Here is an 18,395-nt window from a genome sequence, read left to right as displayed (position 1 = left end):
CACGATCCGCACCGCCTCCGCCCGCTCCGCAGGCGTGTATTGCACCCTCCTGATCGGCGGCCTCTTCCCACGCTCATCACTCATCTCATCCATCAGGACCAGACTCCACCATCACAGGGGCACCCCAATCGCGATCGTCATGATCTCGCGCGGTTGACCTGTTTTGGGGCATAAGCGGGCCGGATGCTGAGACCGCGGGGCCGGGTTCCGGGCCGGATGCCTGTGCAGGAAGGCGGGCCGCAGGGCGGGCCGGCACCGGGCCGGAGACGGTGCGGTGGATCAGGCTTCGGCGAGGCCGAGCGTGTCGAGGATCCAGGCGAGCTCGAACGCGCGCTCGCGCCAGGAGTTGTAGCGTCCGCTGACACCGCCGTGGCCGGCCACCATCTCGCACTTCAGCAGCACGTCCGTCGCTCCGGCCTCGCGCAAGCGTGCGACCCATTTGGCGGGTTCGACATAGGCGACCCGGGAGTCGTTCAGCGAGGTCACCGCGAGGATCCGCGGATACTCGGCGCCGTCGCCGACGTTCTCATAGGGGGAGTACGACTTCATGTACTCGTACACCTCGGGGTCGTGCAGCGGATCGCCCCACTCGTCCCACTCGATCACGGTCAGCGGCAGCGACGGGTCGAGGATCGTCGTCAACGCATCCACGAACGGCACGGCGGCCAGGATCCCCGCGAAGGCCGCGGGTGCGAGGTTCGCCACCGCGCCCATCAGCAGTCCGCCCGCGCTGCCGCCCTCGGCCACGAGGCGGTCGGTCGTGGTGATGCCCGCGGAGACCAGATGCTCCGCGACCGCCACGAAGTCCGTGAACGTGTTGCGCTTGTGCAGCAGCTTGCCGTCCTCGTACCACGCGCGCCCCATCTCGCCGCCGCCTCGCACGTGCGCCACGGCGAAGATCACTCCTCGGTCGAGCTCCGAGAGCCGGGCGACGGAGAACCCGGGGTCGATCGAGTGCTCGTACGAGCCGTACCCGTACAGGTGCACCGGGCGCGGAGCGGAGCCCGGCTCGCCGAACGAGCGCTTCCAGACGAGCGAGATCGGCACGAGGGTGCCATCGGATGCCGTCGCCCAGGCGCGCTGCTGCCCGTAGTCCTCAGGGGCGTAGTCGCCGAGCACGGCCACCTGCTTGCGCAGCACGAGCTCGCGTGTCGCAAGGTCGAGTTCGTACACGGTGCCGGGCGTCACGAACGACGCGTAGCCGAGCCGCAGGAAGGGCGAGTGCCACTCGGGATTGCCGCTGACACCGGCCGAGTACAGCGGCTCGTCGAACGGAACGTCCTCGATCCCGTTGGTCGCGTAGTCGAGCAGGGCGACGCGCTCGAGGCCCTCGCTGCGGTACTCCACGGTCGCGAAATCACGGAAGGCGTCCATGCCGAGCAGACGTCGGCCCGGCTCGTGAGGGAGCACGACGGTCCGCTCTCCCTGGGGATCGGATGCGGCGACCGAGACGAGCTCGAAATCGAGGGCATCCTGGTTGTGCAGGACGTACAGCCGGTCCTCTCCGCCGACGACGGCATGCTCGAACGAGTACTCGACCCCCTCGACACGCGGCCAGACGATTCGGGGCTCGGCCGTCACATCGCCGGACAGATCGACGATGTACTCCTCGCTCGTGATGCTGGAGCCGACGCCGATCACGAGGTACTTGCGGCTCCGCGTGATGCCGGCGCCGAGCCAGAACTTCTCGTCCGGCTCGTGGAAGAGCTGAAGATCCTCGGCGACGTCGGTGCCGATGCGGTGCAGCCAGAGGGTGTCCGGACGCCACGCGTCATCGCGCGTGGTGTAGAGGATACCCGTACCGTCGGGGGTGAAGAACGCGCCGCCGGTGTTGGGGATCTCGTCGGCGAAGGTCTCGCCGGTGACCAGATCGCGCACCCGTACCGTGTAGAGCTCGTCGCCCTCGTAGTCCGTCGACCACAGCAGCCGCGTCGCGTCATCCGAGGTATCGAAGGCACCGAGCGAGAAGAACTCATGGCCCTCCGCCTCGACGTTGCCGTCGAACAGGACGACCTCTCCAGGAACGGCGACTCCGGGCTCCAGCACCGGGGGAGTCCAGTCGTCCGCGACCGCGGCGGTGCGGCAGTGGATGCCGTACTGCGCGCCCTCCTCGGTGCGGCTGTAGTACCACCAATCGCCGCGACGCGTCGGCACCGAGAGGTCGGTCTCCTGCACGCGTGACTTGATCTCCTGGAACAGCTGCTCGCGCAGCGGCGCGAGGTGAGCGGTCTCGGCATCCGTGTGCGCGTTCTCCGCTTCGAGATGAGCGATCACCTCCGGCGATTCCTTCTCGCGCAACCACTCGTACGGGTCGTCGAAGGTGTCACCGTGGTGGGTTCGGAGCGTCGAGCGGCGGGCGGCGATCGGAGCGTCAGTCACCCGTCCACGCTAGCCCACCCCGAGTTGACCGGCTCCGGTGCGGGTGGGAGGATTTGACGGGGCCGGTTAACGGAAGTCAAACCCACGATGAACTCTTCGTTCGTCACGTCGATCCCGTCGACACGAATCTTCTTCCTCAACCCGAAAGCGAACGGTGGAAACCGCAGCCCTCATCGTCGTGCTCGTCATCGCACTGGCCCTGTTCTTCGACTTCACCAACGGGTTCCACGACACCGCGAACGCGATGGCCACGCCCATCGCGACCGGTGCGCTCAAGCCCAAGACCGCGGTGCTGCTGGCCGCGATCCTCAACCTCGTCGGTGCGTTCCTCTCGACGGAGGTCGCCAAGACGGTCTCCGGCGGCATCGTGAACGAGGCGGACATCTCGCATTCGCTGCTGCCCGCCCTGATCTTCGCGGGGCTCATCGGCGCGATCACCTGGAACATGCTGACCTGGCTCCTCGGGCTCCCATCGAGCTCCTCGCACGCGCTCTTCGGCGGACTCATCGGAGCCACCCTCGTCGGCGTCGGCGCCGCGGGAATCAACTTCGGCGTGGTCATGTCGAAGGTCATCCTGCCTGCGCTGATCGCCCCGGTCACCGCCGCGCTCATCGCGTTCGCGGCCACGAAGATCGCCTACGGGATCACGCGCCGCTACGACGGCAAGCCCGACGGCCGCTCCGGTTTCCGCTGGGGCCAGATCTTCACCTCATCGATGGTCGCGCTCGCGCACGGCACGAACGACGCGCAGAAGACCATGGGAGTGATCACGCTGGCCCTGATCACCGTCGGGTGGCAGTCCAGCGACGAGCCGTTATGGGAGGTCAAGGTCGCCTGTGCAGTCACGATCGCCCTCGGCACCTACCTCGGCGGCTGGCGCATCATCCGCACTCTCGGCAAGGGCCTCACCGAGGTCAAGCCCGCCCAGGGCTTCGCCGCCGAGAGCTCCACGGCCGCGACGATCCTCGCCTCGAGCGCCCTCGGCTTCGCTCTGTCCACCACGCAGGTGGCATCCGGCTCCGTCATCGGATCTGGTCTCGGCCGACGCGGATCCGTGGTCCGCTGGCGGACCGCCGGACGCATCGCGCTCGGCTGGCTGCTCACCCTTCCGGCCGCCGGCGCCGTCGGCGCTCTCGCCGCGCTGCTCGTGGTCTGGTTCGGCATGGTCGGTGTCGCCGTCGACGCGGTGCTCGCGGTCGTCATCATCGTCGGGCTGTTCCTCTACTCCCGCCGCAACGCCGTCACGCACGCCAACGCGATGAGCGATGTCGCGGACTCCGGAAACGCCGTCGAGCTGCCGGAGGCACCCGGTCCGACGCGTCGCCAGAGCCGCCTCGAGCTCGCCCGCGCCCTGGCCAAGGCCGACCGCAAGGCCGCAGAGGCCGAGCGCGCCGTCCGCCGCGCGAAGAAGCTCGAGAAGTCGGTCGGCACCGGACCCGAGGTGAAGGCCGCTAAGAAGGCGGCGCAGCAGGCCAAGCGCAAGCTCGCCGAAGCCGAGCAGGCCGCACAGGAGTGGGAGGTTCTCACTGCGAGCCGCCGTGCTCGCGCACAGCTCGCAGAGTGGGAGCCCGCCACGGACGATCAGGCCACGACGCAGGAGGGCGGCCGCTGATGGTCATCGAGATCAACTGGATCGCGTTCCTCCAGGTCGCCGTCGCCGCACTGCTCGGCGCTGTCGCGATCGTGTCGTTCTACGCCCTCGGGCTGCGGATGCTGGTGCGTGCGGGTCGCGTCCCCCTCGTGACACCCGCCGAGTTCACCGACGCGATCACGGTCATCTCCGAGAAGGAGCTCCGTCGGGCCGAGAAACAGGCTGCGAAGGCGGCGAAGAAGAGTCCCCTCACCGACGCGCAGAAGACGCTGGCGCTCGTGGCGGCCTACGGATGCTTCATCCTGTGCGGCCTCGCCGTGATCGGCGGCATCCTGCTCATCGTCATCGGCCACTGATGTCGGGCCGCGCCCTAGGCTGAGGGCATGACCGCGTCGAGCCTCTCCGAGCACGTCTTCGGCCGCCATCGACCGGCGTCGCACGTGATCGTCCACGTCAGCGACACCCACTTCCTCGCCAGCGGGGCGAAGCTGGGCGGGCGCTACGACGTCGAATCCACGTTCGCCCGCACCCTCGAGGCGATCAGGACCGTGCACCCGAGGCCCGCCGCGATCGTCTTCACCGGTGACCTCACCGATCTGGGGGAGCCCGATGCGTATCGGCGCCTCCGTGACGCCGTCGATCCCGTCGCCGCGGAGCTCGGCGCACCCGTCGTATGGGTCGCCGGCAACCACGACGAGCGCCCAGCGCTGCGCGAGGGCCTGCTGAACGGCGATGCCAGCGACGAGCCGATCACCGGGGTGTGGGACCTCGAGGGTCTGCGGTTGATCGCGCTCGACACCAGCGTGCCGGGTTGGCACCATGGCGATCTCGACAGTGGTCAGCTCGACTGGCTCGCCGAGACACTGGCGACGCCCGCCCCGCACGGCACGCTGCTCGCGATGCATCACCCGCCGATCCCCAGCCACCTGCCGCTCTTCGACATCCTCGAGCTGCGCCACCAGGACGAGCTGGCCGCCGTCATCCGGGGGAGCGATGTGCGCGGGATCCTCGCCGGCCACCTGCACTACTCCTCGCACGGCACGTTCGCCGGGATACCCGTGAGCGTGGCGTCCGCGACCTGCTACACGATGAACGTCGCGCGTCCGGCGGCTGAGGTCAACGGCATGGACGCCGCGCAGTCGTTCCAGCTGGTGCACGTGCACCCCGACACGATCACGCACACCGTGGTGCCGGTCACCGACGCCGACACCGGTTCATACTTCACAGCGGACTGGTACGAGCGTATGGCGGGTCTCACGCCGCAGGAACGGCTGGAGGCGTTCTCCCGCAAACGGGCGCGCTGACCGACGGCGGCGGAGCGCGCGGGCGTAGACTTGACGCATCCCCCACGTACCCACCCGCCACGACCCACAAGGATGTGACATGGCTTCTGCCGCGCCCACCCGCACCGAGACCGACTCCCTCGGGAGCATGGAGATCCCCGCCGACGCGTACTGGGGCATCCACACCGCTCGAGCGGACGAGAACTTCCCGATCACGAAGAGGCCGATCTCGGTCTATCCCGACCTCGTACGCGCACTCGCGATGGTCAAGCAGGCCAGCGCCCGCGCGAACCGGGAGATCGGCGTCCTCGACGCCGAACGGGCCGACCTCATCGAGCGGGCCGCGCAGCGCGTCATCGACGGCGAGTTCCACGATCAGTTCACGGTCGGGGTGATCCAGGGCGGTGCCGGCACCTCGACGAACATGAACGCGAATGAGGTCATCACCAACATCGCGCTCGAGATGGCGGGCCGCGAGAAAGGTGACTATGCCTTCCTGTCGCCCATCGATCACACGAACCGCAGCCAGTCGACCAACGACGTGTACCCGACGGCCGTGAAGATCGGCCTCTCGCTGACCCTGAAGTCGCTGCTCGAGGAACTCGACCTCCTGCGCGTCTCGTTCCTCGGCAAGGCCAGCGAGTTCCACGACGTCCTGAAGGTCGGCCGCACCCAGCTGCAGGATGCCGTGCCGATGACGTTGGGGCAGGAGTTCCACGGGTTCGCCACGACGCTCGGCGAGGACCACAGCAGGCTCACCGAGAACGCCTCGCTCATGTTCGAGATCAACATGGGGGCCACCGCGATCGGCACCGGCATCACGACCCACCCCGACTACGCGCCCGCCGTGCTCCGCCACCTGCGAGAGATCACGGGCCTCGACCTCTCCACGGCGACCGACCTCGTCGAATCGACGAGTGACACCGGATCGTTCATGTCGTTCTCCTCGTCGCTCAAGCGCAACGCCATCAAGCTCTCGAAGATCTGCAACGACCTGCGACTGCTGGCATCCGGACCGCAGGCGGGTCTGGGCGAGATCAACCTCCCCGCCCGCCAGGCGGGATCGAGCATCATGCCGGGCAAGGTCAACCCGGTGATCCCCGAGGTCGTGAATCAGGTCGCGTTCGCGGTCGTGGGCGCCGACATGACCGTCACGATGGCTGTCGAGGGCGGGCAGCTGCAGCTCAACGCCTTCGAGCCGGTGATCGCGCACTCGATCTTCCAGTCGATCACCTGGATGCGCCAGGCGATGTGGACCCTCCGCGTCAACTGCATCGACGGCATCACCGCGAACCGCGACCGACTCGGCACCATGGTGGGCGCCTCGGTCGGCGTGATCACGGCGCTGACACCGTTCATCGGCTACGCGGCCGCCGCGGCGCTCGCGAAGACCGCCCTGCTGACCAACCGCAACGTCGCCGACCTCGTCGTCGAGGCCGGGCTCATGTCGCGCGATGAGGTCGTGAAGCAGCTGTCACCCGCTCGTCTGTCCGGGTTGGAGGCAGTGACGGCGGCGATCCCGATCATCACCCCCGACGACCTCGTGGAGATCTGACGCCGGATCCGGCGCTGCACGAGATGAGGGACGGATGCTGCGGCATCCGTCCCTCATCCGCATCCCGGTTCAGGTGTGTCCGGGTCAGGCCTCGATGATCCGGCAGTGCGTCGTCAGTTCGCCGATGCCGTCGATGCCCACGGTGACGGTGGAGCGGTCGCGGAGGAAAATCTGCGGGTCGCGGGAGTAGCCTGCGCCGCCGGGGCTGCCGGTGGAGATCAGCGTGCCCGGCAGCAGGGTGAGCGACTGCGACAGGTGGGCGATGAGCGTGGCCACCGAGCGCACCATCTGCCCTGTCGACGCGTCCTGCACGGTCTGACCGTCGACGACCGTCCAGATGTGCAGGTCCTGGGGGTCGGCGACCTCATCGGCCGTGACCGCGAACGGGCCGGTCGGGGTGAAACCGTCGAACGACTTGCACCGCGACCACTGCGCCTCGGCGAACTGCACATTGCGCGCCGTGATGTCGTTCACCACCGTGTAGCCCCAGACGTGGTCGAGCGCGGCGTCTTCGTCGACGTCCTTGGCTGGACGGCCGATCAGCACACCGAGTTCGGCTTCGTAGTCGACGGTCTCGCTGAGCGAGCGCGGCCACGAGGTCGTGGCCTCGTGCGCGGTGAGCGAGTTCGGCCACAGCGTGAACACCGTGGGGGCCGAATCCGTCTTGAGTCCGAGTTCGCTGGAGTGTGCGGCGTAGTTCAGCCCGACCGCGAGAACCGCCGGTGGGGCGAGGACTGCGGAGTCGAAGCCGAAGTCCGACAGCGGATGCCGTTGCGCCTCGCCGGACGCGAGGGCGGAACGAAGGGCGGCGAGCATGTCGTCGCCGCCCTCGATCAGCTGCTGCAGCGTCGCAGGGGGAGAGGAGAGGAGGTCGGAGACGAGGATGGCGTCGGCACCGTCCACGACTGCGAGCGACGCAGCGGTGGAGTCGGCGCGGCGCAGATGAGCGAACCGCATGCCTCTACGCTAGCCGCGATGCGCTGAAGGGAGGAAGAAGACGCAGCGGGGCGCGCGGACACGGTGCCAATATGCTTTCGGTATGAGTTCCGGAGGACCGTCACAGCCCGCGCCGTACCTGCCGCCGCCCGCAGAGCAGCCGAACGGCGCCCACCCTCAGCCCCAGGGACAGGCCGCGCAGCATCCGCCGGCTCCCCAGCATCCGCAGGCACCGCCGTATGCGCAGGCTCCGCCGTATGCGCAGGCTCCGCAGCCGTCGGCGCCGCAGCAGCAGCCGTGGGGACAAGCGCCGCAGGGGTATCCGCAGGCCCAGCACTCGCAGGCCTCGTATCCGCACGCGCAGCACCCAGGGTCGCAGCATCCACAGAGCGCGTACGGTCAGGCGCCGGCGTCGCAGCATCCGTACGGCCAGGCACCCGCGCAGCCGCAGGCATCGCAGGTCGTCCCCCCGCAGCAGCCTCCGTATCAGGCGCCGCAACAGCAGTATTCGGCGCAGCAGTACGCGCGATCCGCCTACACTCCCGCGACGTTCTCCCAGCAGCCGGCGTTCGCCTCGGTGCTCGCGCAACCGACGCGGTACTCGCCGCCGGCACCGGTCGCACCGTCGCCCGCACCCGGCCTGCCCTCATTGCCGGTGGGCCGTCGTCGCGGTCGGACGGCGGTCTACATCCTGTTCGGATTCCTCGGGTTCCTGACGCTGGCGCTCATCGGGTACTTCGGGTTCGCCCTCGGCCCTGAAGCATCGATCATCGGGTTGGTGCTCGCTCTGATCCCGCTGACGATCGTCTTCCTGTCCGTGCGCATGATCGACCGATGGGAGCCCGAACCGAAGCTCTTCGTGTTCTTCGCGGTCGCCTGGGGAGCGATCGCGGCTGTCGGACTCACACTGCTCGTCGACATCGCCATCACGCTGCTGATCGGGCTGCGCAGCGACGCGATGAGCGCCGTGATCCAGGCGCCGATCGTCGAGGAGTTCTGGAAGGGGCTCGGCGTCTACCTGATCTTCCTCATCGCGCGTCGCAGCTTCGACGGTCCGGTCGACGGTGTCGTGTACGGCGCCCTGGTCGGCGCCGGCTTCGCCTTCACCGAGAACATCCAGTACTTCGCCGTCAGCCTGATCGAGGGAGGCGGTCAAGGGCTCACGGCCACCTTCTTCGTCCGCGCTCTGATGTCGCCGTTCGCGCACGCCATGTTCACCTCGCTCACGGGGCTGGCGATCGGTCTCGTCGCTCGCAAGCACGCCGGCGCCGGGGCGGCTCTCGGCGCCGGCGCCCTGGGTCTGCTCGGAGCGATGTTCCTGCACGGCCTGTGGAACTGGTCGGCGACGTTCACGGACTTCTTCCTGCTGTACTTCGTGCTCCAGGTGCCGCTGTTCGTCGGCTTCATCCTCGGCGTGGTCGCCCTGCGCCGCGAAGAGGCACGACTCACCAGAGCGCGTCTCAGCGACTACGCGGCTGCCGGCTGGTTCACGCCGGAAGAGGTGGACATGCTCGCCACGGGCAGCGGTCGCCGCATCGGTTTGCGCTGGGCCGCGCAGCTCCGTGGCGACCGACGTCAGCTCATGCGCGGGTTCATCAAGGACGCGACGACGCTCGCGGCCGTTCGGCAGCGCGCGATCACGGGTCGCGATCCTCTGGCGGCGCAGGACGAGCAGGCGTTGCTCGCGCGGACCCGTGCGACCAGGGCGGCGCTTCTCGCCTACTGACGGCCCGGACAGACTCAGCGCCCGGTGCTGCGGCGATGCCTGCATGTCTACCGGGCGCTGAGTTGATCTACCAACAGGGTGCACCTGCCGCACCGGGGTGTCAAGGGTCGGAGTCGGGAATCCTGGGGAGGGGCGTGTTCGCTGTCAGCTGGTCCGCTCGCGTTGACCGTCGAGCGGGGCTCCGGTTGGATGGATGCATGACTGATCGCACGAAGCCTGAATTCGACGCCCCCACCGGTCCCGCTCCCTCCGAGCTCGTCATCCGCGACCTCATCGAGGGCGACGGCGCCGAGGCCAAGCCCGGCGACACCGTCACCGTCCACTACGCCGGAGTCGAGTTCGACTCGGGTGAGGAGTTCGACTCCTCCTGGGGCCGTGGCGAGACCATCCAATTCCCGCTGCGCGGTCTGATCCAGGGCTGGCAGGACGGGATCCCGGGCATGAAGGTCGGCGGACGCCGCGAGCTCGTCATCCCGCCGCACCTGGCATACGGTCCGGTCGGTGGAGGACACTTCCTCTCCGGCAAGACCCTCATCTTCATCATCGACCTCGTCGCCGTCGGCTGACCTGAGTCGTTCGGAAGGCGCTCGATCCGTTCACGGATCGGGCGCCTTCGTCGATTCCGGATTGTTCGCCCTGCGCGGGAATACATGCAGATGAATGTAAGTTGGATCCTGTGATGCCGCAGTCGCGGCGCCCACGATCTTCAGAGGAGACACCATGACCATCGACATCCCCGGCTACCGTGCAGGCACGTGGGTCCTCGACCCCGCACACAGCGAGGTGACCTTCAGCGTCCGCCACATGATGATCTCGAAGGTGCGCGGCTCGTTCGGCATCAAGTCGGCGACGCTCGTCGCACCCGAGAACCCGCTCGAGGCGAGCGTCACCGCGAGCGTCGACGTCACCTCGATCGACACGAACGACGAGGGTCGCGACACGCACCTGCGTTCGGCGGACTTCTTCGACGTGGAGAACTTCCCGACCATCGAGTTCGTGTCCACCGGAACCCGCGTCGAGAAGGGCGAGTTCCTCGTCGACGGCGACCTCACCATCCGCGGCGTGTCCAAGCCCGTCACGTTCGAGTTCGACTTCGGTGGTTTCGGTGCCGACCCGTGGGGCAACTACAAGGCCGGAGCATCCGCGACGACCGTGATCAACCGCGAGGACTTCGGCCTCACCTGGAACGCCGCCCTCGAGACCGGTGGCGTCCTCGTCGGCAAGGACATCACGATCAACCTCGATCTTCAGGGCTCGCTGCAGCAGGACTGATCTCCGACGGGGGAGGGGCGCGGACGCAACGGCATCCGCGCCTCTCGTGCGTCAGTCGCTCGCCCGTGGGGCACGGCGGCGGAACCGGATGCGGTTCTGGGTCAGCAGAATCCCGGCGAAGACGATCAGCGCGCCGACAGGCTCGTTCCAGCTGAGCTCCTCGTGCAGGATCAGGATGCCGAGCGTCACGCCGACCACGGGTGTGATGTAGGTGACGGTCGAGGCACGGGTCGGCCCCCAGGCGCGCAGCACGTTCTGATTCCAGACGTAGGCGAGTCCGGTTCCGAGGAGCCCGAGCAGGACCACGGAGATCACGATCCAGATGTCCAGGCGGACCGGCGTGAGCACGAGAACCGGGGTCAGCAGCACCATGATCGCCGCGGCCAGCCCGATGTTCAGGAACGAGAACACCAGTGCGCTGATCCCGGAATCGCCGAGGAATCGCCGCATGTACGCGAGGCTGAATCCATAGCAGGCCGTGGCACCCAGGATCGACAGCTGGGCGCCGATGCTCTGCTCCGCGTCCATGCCCTGCCACGGTGCGATGATCACCATGACGCCGGAGATCCCGACCAGGATGCCGATGATCTGCACGAGCTTCAGCTTCTCCACGCGGAAGACGGCCCAGGCCATGATCGCCGTCATGATCGGGGTCGTCGCGTTGAAGATGCTCGCGAGTCCGGAGCTCACGTGCTGCTGCGCCCACGAGAAGATCAGGAACGGGATGACGCAGAAGGTCACGGCGACGACGGTCAGGTGGATCCAGGTGCCCAGAACCCTGGGCAGTCGCTCGCGGCGGAGTACGACGAAGAGGCCGAGCGCGAGTGCTCCGAGCACGAGTCGCGACCAGACGACCTGTGCGGGGGATATCCCGCCCAGAGCGACCTTCATGAACAGGAAGCTCGATCCCCAGACGACACCGGTCAGGATGAACTGGAACGTGATCGGTGCACGGCGCGAGGACGCGGGTGCGGACCGAGCTGTCGCCGAGGCCGGGGTCGAGGTCATGGTCGAACTCTAACGACGGCATCGGACGCTGAGCGCCCCAGACGACTGCGACGTCCGAAATCCGCCGAGGACCGGCCGGATCGCACCGTCAGGGGGCGGGCTGCTCCGCGTCGTAAGCGCGGAAGCGGGGGTTCGTGCGGGCGAGAACGGCGACGATCCCGATCACCAGGAACCCGCCCAGCAGCGGGGGAAACCACACCGCCGTGAGGGTGGCGAGTGCGCCGGCGTACAGAGCGCCCACGCGCGGGCCGCCGGCGACGACGATGATGAAGACGCCCTGCAGGCGGCCTCGCATGCCGTCGGGCACCGCAGCCTGCATCATCGTGTTCCGGTAGATCGAGCTGATGTTGTCGGCGGCACCGGAGAGCGCGAGTGCGAGGCAGGCCATGACGATGAGCGCCAGGTTCGGGACACGCTCGGAGGCGGCCGGCTGGAAGGCTCCGATCAGCAGCACTGCACCGAACAGAGCGATGGCCGCACCGTACGCCTGGACCGCGCGGGCGATGCCGCGCCCGTGCCAGCGGTACTGAACCACCCGGCCCGAGAACAGGCTGGACGTGAACGTGCCGACGGCGACGGCTGCGGTGAGAAGGCCGGTGGTCACGGCTCCGCCGCCGAGGAGCACCGTTCCCAGTGCCGGGAACAGCGCCAGGGGCTGGCCGAAGGTCATCGCGACGATGTCGAGGATGTACTGCATCCGGATGTTCCCCGCGCCGCGCAGGAACCGCCAGCCGTCCTTGAGGGACTCGAGGCCGGGTCTCACGACCTCGCCCTCCGGTCGGAGCGCGGGGAGCGTCCACAGACCCAGGAACATCGACAGCATCAGCACGACATCGATCGTGTACGTCCAGCCGTAGCCGGTGAGAGCGACGAGGACGCCGGCCAGCGCCGGACCCGCCATCACCGTGAGTCCGAAGGCCACGCCGTTCAGAGCGGATGCCGCCGCCAGCATGTCGCGGGGGATCAGTCGGGGAACGATCGCGGTGCGCGTCGCCATCCCGACCGAGTTCGCCGCCGAGTTGAGCATGCTCAGCACGTAGAGCCACCAGATGGTCTCGAGGCCGGTCCAGGTGAGCGCGGCCAGCGCCCCCGTCGACGCGAAGGTCACCGTGGCGGCGATCAGCGCGACGAGCCGCCGGTCGAACGCATCGGCCAGCATGCCCCCATAGAGTCCTGCCAGGATCATCGGCACGAGGCCGGCGACGGCGATCATCGACACGGCGAAGGTGCTGCCGGTCAGCGCGAACACGTGCAGCATCACCGTGACGATGGTGAGCTGGCCGCCGATGCCCGTGAGCGTCGAGCCGATCCACATCCTGGCGAATGCGGGGCTCCGCGTCAGCGGCGTCAGATCGATGAGGTGCCCTCGTGCGGTGCTCACTGATCTGCTCGGTCCTGCATGCGTCGAGCGTATCCGAGACCCGGCTGCCCGCTGGTCATCCGCGGGGCATGATGCCTGGTAGACTCTTCAGGTTGCCGTTCGATCGGCCGCGGATAAAGAGAGCTCGCACATCAGGTGCCGGGCACCGCGCAACAAGCAGAGAGGGGATCGAATCTATGGCACTGGAAGCAGACGTCAAGAAGGCGATCATCGAAGAGTACGCGACGCACCCCGGTGACACCGGATCCCCCGAGGTGCAGGTCGCGATGCTGACGCAGCGCATCAAGGACCTCACCGAGCACCTGAAGGAGCACAAGCACGACCACCACTCGCGTCGTGGTCTGTTCCTCCTCGTCGGTCAGCGTCGTCGCCTGCTGGGTTACCTGCAGGACATCGACATCAACCGCTACCGTTCGCTCATCGAGCGTCTGGGCCTGCGTCGATAAGGCATAACGACCAGCGTTCAATCGCGCAGAACATTCTTGGAAAGCCTCCCCACGGTGTGGGGAGGCTTTCGTCATGCGTGAAGGCGCCCGGATCGTGCAGGGGGCGCATCGAGCACGGCCCGATGCGCCCCTGCACCGACGTTCAGGCCTCGGCGCCGACCAGGTCCGCGTGGTGGATCGCGGCCACATCCGGGTGGGCGCGCAGGCGCGACTTCAGCGCGTTCTCGCCGTACAGGGCGTGGATCGGGTTGGCGGGGTCGTCCGTGACCCCGGTCGCGGCCGCGGCCAGTTCCTCGGGCAGCTCGATCAGTGGCAGGCGCTTGTCGAGCGCGGGGTTGAAGAAGAACGGGATCGAGATCCGCTCGTTCGGTGCCTGCGGCGAGACCACCCGGTGGTTCGTCGCCTTGAGGTACCCGCCCGTGGCGTACTCCAGCAGCTCGCCGATGTTGACGACGAAGGCGCCGGGAACCGGGGGAGCGTCGACCCACTCGCCGTCACGCTCCACCTGCAGCCCGCCCTTGCCCGGTTCGACCCAGAGCAGGGTGAGCACGCCCGAGTCCTTGTGCGCCCCGACGCCCTGCTGCGGCTCCGGCTCGTGCGTGCCGGGGTAACGCACGATCTTGATGAGCGTCGAGGGCTCTCCGAAGTGCTCGTCGAAGTACGTCTCGTCCGCGCCGAGCGTCTGCGCCCACGCGCGCAGCAGCTTCCGCGCCACCTCGGACAGCGTCTCGTGCCATTCGCCGACGATCTCCTTGAGCTCCGGCTGAGCGGCCGGCCACAGGTTCGGGCCGATCAGCCGGTTGAACGACGGGCCGCCCTCGACCGCTTCGCGCTCGGGGCCGATGTCGATCTGCTCGCGCCAGTCCACCTTGCCCTGCGTGCGCTCACCGCCGACGCGCGTGTACCCGCGGAAGTGCGGGCTGTTGACGTTCTCGATCGCCAGCTTGTCGTCCTCGGGGAGGGCGAAGAAGTCTCGCGCGGCCTGGTGCAGACGTGCTTCCAGCTCAGCGGAGATGCCGGTCCCCGTGAGGTAGAAGAATCCGACGTCGTGAGTGGCCGCGCGGAGGTCGTCGCGGAAGCGCGCCGCGGCCTCGTCGCCGGCGTCGAGCTGGGACAGATCGAGGATGGGGAGTGAGAGTTCAGCCATGTCCCGAGGGTAGATCGGCTTTCTGTGGGCGGATGACTGTGTTGCAGAGCATTACCCCCGGCGGGCGCACCGATGGCATCCCCGGTGAGATGCTAAAGTCTCGTGAGTAAGGGATGCCTTACCTCATCGATATTCCAGAGAGTTGACATTCCGTGCTCGCGTCGTTCCTGATCGGCCTGCGTGAAGGCCTCGAAGCCGCCCTCATCGTCGGCATCCTCGTCGCGTACTTGAAGCGTCTCGGGCGGAAGGACGCGCTGCCGCGCATGTGGCTCGGCGTGGGTCTGGCGATCGCGCTCGCGCTCGGCATCGGCGCGATCCTGACGTTCGGAGCGTACGAGCTGACCTTCGTCGCGCAGGAGACGATCGGTGGCGTCATGTCTCTGCTCGCGGTCGCGATGGTCACCTGGATGATCTTCTGGATGCAGAAGGCCGGGCGCACCATGAAGGCGACGCTCGAGGGAGGCCTGGACCGAGCCCTCACCCGAGGCGGCATCTGGGCACTCGTCGCGATCGGCTTCGTCTCCGTCGCCCGGGAGGGCATCGAGACCACTCTGATCCTCTGGGCGATGGTGCAGTCGTTCGGCGACGCGCCGGCGGCCTTGATCGGTGCGGTGCTCGGTCTGCTCACCGCCACCGTCGTGGGCTGGCTCATCGCCCGCGGAGCCGTGCGCCTCGACCTTCGCCGCTTCTTCACCTGGACCAGTGGTTTCCTCGTGATCGTGGCGGCGGGCGTTCTGGCCTACGCGATCATGGATCTGCAGGAGGCCGCCATCCTCCCAGGGCCCTTCACGGCGCTCGCCCCCGTGGACGAGGTCACCGGTGCCGTCGCGATCGGCTGGGCGGCCATCCCGTTCGGCTACGCCTTCGACCTCAGCGCCGTGATCGCCCCGGGGCAGACCCTCGCCGTCGTGCTGCAGGCCACGATCGGCTTCATGCCGAAGATGACGTGGATGCAGGTGATCGCGTGGGCGATCTACATCCTCATCGTCGGATTCCTCTTCATCCGGGGGCTCCGCGCGAAGCGTCCCTCTCCCGCACGTGACGCGGTCGCCGCCGAAGAGCGCGACCCCGCCGCCCCCCTCTCACAGCAAGGAGCAGCATGACCACCTCCCGCCGAATCCTCGGTGTCCTGGCGACCGCCGGTGCGGCCGCCCTCGTCCTCAGCGGCTGTGTCGCGAAGTCGGATGCCGCAGCCGGAGCATCCTTCGACGTCTCGTCGACGGACGACACCTGCGCGGTCTCGGATTCGACCGCAGCGAGCGGCACGCTGACGTTCGACGTGACCAACGACAGCAGTCAGACGAGCGAGTTCTACCTGCTCGCGGAAGACGGCCTGCGGATCATCGGCGAGGTCGAGAACATCGCCCCGTCGGCCTCGCGCACCCTCACCGTCGTCGCTCAGCCCGGCACCTACTACACCCTGTGCAAGCCGGGCATGATCGGCGACGGCGTCGGGAAGACGGAGTTCATTGTGACCGGCGACCGTGTCGAGGTCAGCGGGGAGGACTCCGAGCAGAAGCAGCAGGCGGTCGACCTCTATGCGGCGTTCGTGAAGGACCAGGTCGGTCAGCTCGTCCCCGCCGTCGACGAGCTCGTCGCGGCGTACGAGTCGGGTGACGACGAGACGGCTCGCGCCCTGTTCGCGCAGACCCGAGCGTCCTACGAGCGCATCGAGCCGGTCGCCGAGTCGCTCGGCGACCTCGATCCGCGTATCGACTACCGCGAGGTCGACGCGGTCGCCGAGGGGCTGGACTGGACCGGCTTCCACCGGATCGAGAAGGACCTCTGGGTTCCTGCTCAGGACGCCCTGAACTCCGATGGCGAGACGCCAGCCTGGCAGGATTGGGCTCCGTCGACCGCCGAGGAGCGCGCCGAGTACGGCGACCAGCTCATCGCCGACGTGCAGGAGCTCTACGACTACGTCCACTCCGACGATTTCACCGCGGCGCTCGAGGACCAGGGCATCGGCGGCATCTCGAACGGCGCGATCGCGCTCCTCGACGAGGTCGCCACGGGCAAGATCTCCGGCGAGGAGGACTGGTGGTCGGGAACCGACCTCTACGACTTCGCCGCGAACGTCGAGGGCTCGAAGATGGCGTTCTCCCTCGTGCAGGACTTCGCCGCGGCACAGGGCGATGACGGTGCGGCTCTCGTCGACGAGATCGAGGCGGGCTATGGCGCCCTCGAGGAGTCGCTCGCCGCGCACGGCTCGCTGACGGACGGCTTCGTGGCGTACTCCGCGTTGACCGACGAGAACCGGCGCGAGTTCACCGACCTCATCAACGCCCTCGCCGAGCCGCTGTCGCAGCTCACCGGCACGATCCTCGATTGATCGATCCGTCAGGTACGATCCCGAGGTGAGTGAACGCACTGCGGATGCCGCGACTCCCGCATCGGATGACGATGCGGCGGTCGCGGCATCCCGCGAACCAGGCCTGAGTCGGCGCGGTCTGCTGGGACTCGCGATCGGAGGCGGTGCTGCCGGCGTCGCCGTCGGTCTCGGCGGTGGACTCGCCGGGGGAGTCGCTCTCGGACGGGCGCGGGCGGATGCCGACGCGCAGAGCGTCTACGAGTTCTTCGGCGCGCATCAGGCGGGAATCACGACACCCGTGCAGGAGCACCTGCACTTCGCATCCTTCGACATGATGCCCCGGACCGACCGTGACGACCTCATCACACTGCTGCAGGACTGGACGTACGCGGCATCCCGGATCACCCAGGGGCTCGACGTCAGCGCGACCGGGGCAGTAGGTGGCGACCCGGAGACCCCGCCGGACGACACGGGCGAGGCACTCGGTCTTCCGGCATCCGGCCTCACCATCACGTTCGGTCTCGGCCCGAGCCTCTTCGAGAACGAGGACGGCGACCGCTACGGCATCGCCGCACTCCGGCCTCCGGGCCTCGAGCGGCTGCCGGCGTTCCTCGGCGACGACCTCGATCCGGAGAAGTCCCAAGGCGATCTCTGCATCCAGGCGTGCGCGGACGATCCACAGGTCGCGGTGCACGCGATCCGCAATCTCAGCCGCATCGCCTTCGGTCGCGCCCGCCTGCGCTGGTCACAGCTGGGGTTCGGCAAGACCTCGCGCACGACGTCGGCCCAGGCGACCCCGCGGAACCTCTTCGGATTCAAGGACGGCACTGCGAACATCCTCGCGGACGACACCGACGCTCTCGCCGACCACGTGTGGGTGGCCTCGTCGGATGAACCGGCGTGGATGGCGGGTGGCTCGTACCTCGTCGCGAGGAAGGTCGCGATGCTCATCGAGACCTGGGACCGCGTGCGTCTGTCGGAGCAGGACACCATCATCGGGCGTGAGAAGGCGGGCGGCGCTCCGCTGTCCGGCGGCGACGAGTTCACCGCCCCGGTCTTCTCGGGATCGGCGATCGATGAGAATTCCCACGTCCGCCTCGCACACCCCGACCAGAACGACGGCATCCGCATCCTCCGCCGCGGATTCAACTACGTCGACGGCAACAACGAGCTGGGCCGTCTCGACGCCGGACTGTTCTTCCTGTCCTATCAGCGGGATCCGGCGCAGTTCATCACTCTGCAGCGACGCCTGTCGACCGACCTCATGAGCGAGTACATCCGCCATGTCGGGTCAGGCATCTGGGCGATCCCCGCCGGTGCCGCTCCCGGGTCGTACGTCGGTGCGGAGCTCTTCACCTGA

16 protein-coding genes are annotated in these 18,395 nt (G+C 68.1%); 11 read left to right on the top strand and 5 right to left on the bottom strand.

The features are described 5' to 3' along the window. Window positions 1-279: 279 nt before the first annotated feature. Complete coding sequence (locus tag ACI3KS_RS05665; RefSeq protein WP_404916095.1) at window positions 280-2,379, bottom strand: S9 family peptidase; 2,100 nt, start codon at window positions 2,377-2,379, stop codon at window positions 280-282. A 154-nt stretch (window positions 2,380-2,533) separates the two neighbouring features. Here ACI3KS_RS05665 and ACI3KS_RS05660 point away from each other — a divergent pair, with 154 nt between their 5' ends. The 4 genes from ACI3KS_RS05660 (at window position 2,534) to ACI3KS_RS05645 (ending at window position 6,808) form a co-directional block, all read left to right on the top strand. Continuing rightward, complete coding sequence (locus ACI3KS_RS05660) at window positions 2,534-3,991, top strand: anion permease (RefSeq protein WP_404916094.1); 1,458 nt, start codon at window positions 2,534-2,536, stop codon at window positions 3,989-3,991. Next, window positions 3,991-4,326, top strand: a complete 336-nt coding sequence (locus tag ACI3KS_RS05655) for a peptidase (protein WP_404916092.1) — start codon at window positions 3,991-3,993, stop codon at window positions 4,324-4,326. Before ACI3KS_RS05660 ends, ACI3KS_RS05655 begins: the two co-directional genes overlap by 1 nt. 27 nt (window positions 4,327-4,353) lie before the next feature. Next, window positions 4,354-5,274, top strand: coding sequence for a phosphodiesterase (locus tag ACI3KS_RS05650; protein ID WP_404916090.1), 921 nt, complete (start codon window positions 4,354-4,356; stop codon window positions 5,272-5,274). Between the two features lie 79 nt (window positions 5,275-5,353). Continuing rightward, window positions 5,354-6,808, top strand: coding sequence for an aspartate ammonia-lyase (locus ACI3KS_RS05645; RefSeq protein ID WP_404916089.1), 1,455 nt, complete (start codon window positions 5,354-5,356; stop codon window positions 6,806-6,808). Between the two features lie 84 nt (window positions 6,809-6,892). On the opposite strand, the gene ACI3KS_RS05640 is transcribed toward ACI3KS_RS05645, so the two are convergent. Continuing rightward, window positions 6,893-7,765, bottom strand: a complete 873-nt coding sequence (locus ACI3KS_RS05640) for a fumarylacetoacetate hydrolase family protein (protein WP_404916087.1) — start codon at window positions 7,763-7,765, stop codon at window positions 6,893-6,895. 82 nt (window positions 7,766-7,847) lie between these two features. Between ACI3KS_RS05640 and ACI3KS_RS05635 the strand changes: the two genes are divergently transcribed. The 3 genes from ACI3KS_RS05635 (at window position 7,848) to ACI3KS_RS05625 (ending at window position 10,742) form a co-directional block, all read left to right on the top strand. Then, a complete protein-coding gene (locus ACI3KS_RS05635) occupies window positions 7,848-9,470 on the top strand; it encodes a PrsW family glutamic-type intramembrane protease (protein WP_404916085.1) in 1,623 nt (540 codons plus the stop codon). Between the two features lie 197 nt (window positions 9,471-9,667). Beyond that, window positions 9,668-10,036, top strand: coding sequence for an FKBP-type peptidyl-prolyl cis-trans isomerase (locus ACI3KS_RS05630; RefSeq protein ID WP_404916083.1), 369 nt, complete (start codon window positions 9,668-9,670; stop codon window positions 10,034-10,036). Window positions 10,037-10,190: 154 nt separating this feature from the next. Further along, window positions 10,191-10,742, top strand: coding sequence for a YceI family protein (locus tag ACI3KS_RS05625; RefSeq protein WP_404916081.1), 552 nt, complete (start codon window positions 10,191-10,193; stop codon window positions 10,740-10,742). Window positions 10,743-10,793: 51 nt separating this feature from the next. Here the strand turns inward: ACI3KS_RS05625 and ACI3KS_RS05620 are convergent, their stop codons facing one another. Beyond that, on the bottom strand, window positions 10,794-11,750 hold the full coding sequence (locus ACI3KS_RS05620) for a DMT family transporter (protein ID WP_404916079.1): 957 nt from the start codon (window positions 11,748-11,750) through the stop codon (window positions 10,794-10,796). Between the two features lie 88 nt (window positions 11,751-11,838). Continuing rightward, complete coding sequence (locus ACI3KS_RS05615) at window positions 11,839-13,131, bottom strand: MFS transporter (protein ID WP_404916077.1); 1,293 nt, start codon at window positions 13,129-13,131, stop codon at window positions 11,839-11,841. Window positions 13,132-13,307: 176 nt separating this feature from the next. On the opposite strand from ACI3KS_RS05615, the gene rpsO reads away from it, so the two are divergent. Beyond that, complete coding sequence (gene rpsO / locus ACI3KS_RS05610; RefSeq protein ID WP_005048780.1) at window positions 13,308-13,577, top strand: 30S ribosomal protein S15; 270 nt, start codon at window positions 13,308-13,310, stop codon at window positions 13,575-13,577. A gap of 142 nt (window positions 13,578-13,719) precedes the next feature. Here the strand turns inward: rpsO and ACI3KS_RS05605 are convergent, their stop codons facing one another. After that, the gene (locus tag ACI3KS_RS05605; RefSeq protein WP_404916075.1) at window positions 13,720-14,724 is read right to left on the bottom strand and encodes an isopenicillin N synthase family dioxygenase; all 1,005 of its coding nucleotides are present in this window, start codon (window positions 14,722-14,724) and stop codon (window positions 13,720-13,722) included. Window positions 14,725-14,876: 152 nt separating this feature from the next. Here ACI3KS_RS05605 and efeU point away from each other — a divergent pair, with 152 nt between their 5' ends. Genes efeU through efeB form a run of 3 tightly spaced genes read left to right on the top strand, consistent with a single transcriptional unit; the run spans window position 14,877 to window position 18,395 of the window. After that, on the top strand, window positions 14,877-15,827 hold the full coding sequence (gene efeU, locus ACI3KS_RS05600) for an iron uptake transporter permease EfeU (RefSeq protein ID WP_404916073.1): 951 nt from the start codon (window positions 14,877-14,879) through the stop codon (window positions 15,825-15,827). Continuing rightward, window positions 15,824-17,056: an iron uptake system protein EfeO gene (gene efeO / locus ACI3KS_RS05595; RefSeq protein ID WP_404916071.1), complete on the top strand. Its 1,233-nt coding sequence runs from the start codon at window positions 15,824-15,826 to the stop codon at window positions 17,054-17,056. Before efeU ends, efeO begins: the two co-directional genes overlap by 4 nt. A gap of 25 nt (window positions 17,057-17,081) precedes the next feature. Next, complete coding sequence (gene efeB, locus ACI3KS_RS05590; protein WP_404916069.1) at window positions 17,082-18,395, top strand: iron uptake transporter deferrochelatase/peroxidase subunit; 1,314 nt, start codon at window positions 17,082-17,084, stop codon at window positions 18,393-18,395.

Origin of the sequence: Microbacterium sp. ZW T5_45 (assembly GCF_044987415.1) — a bacterium.
Taxonomy (GTDB): Bacteria; Actinomycetota; Actinomycetes; order Actinomycetales; family Microbacteriaceae; genus Microbacterium.
This window is presented reverse-complemented; position numbering and strand designations above follow the sequence as displayed.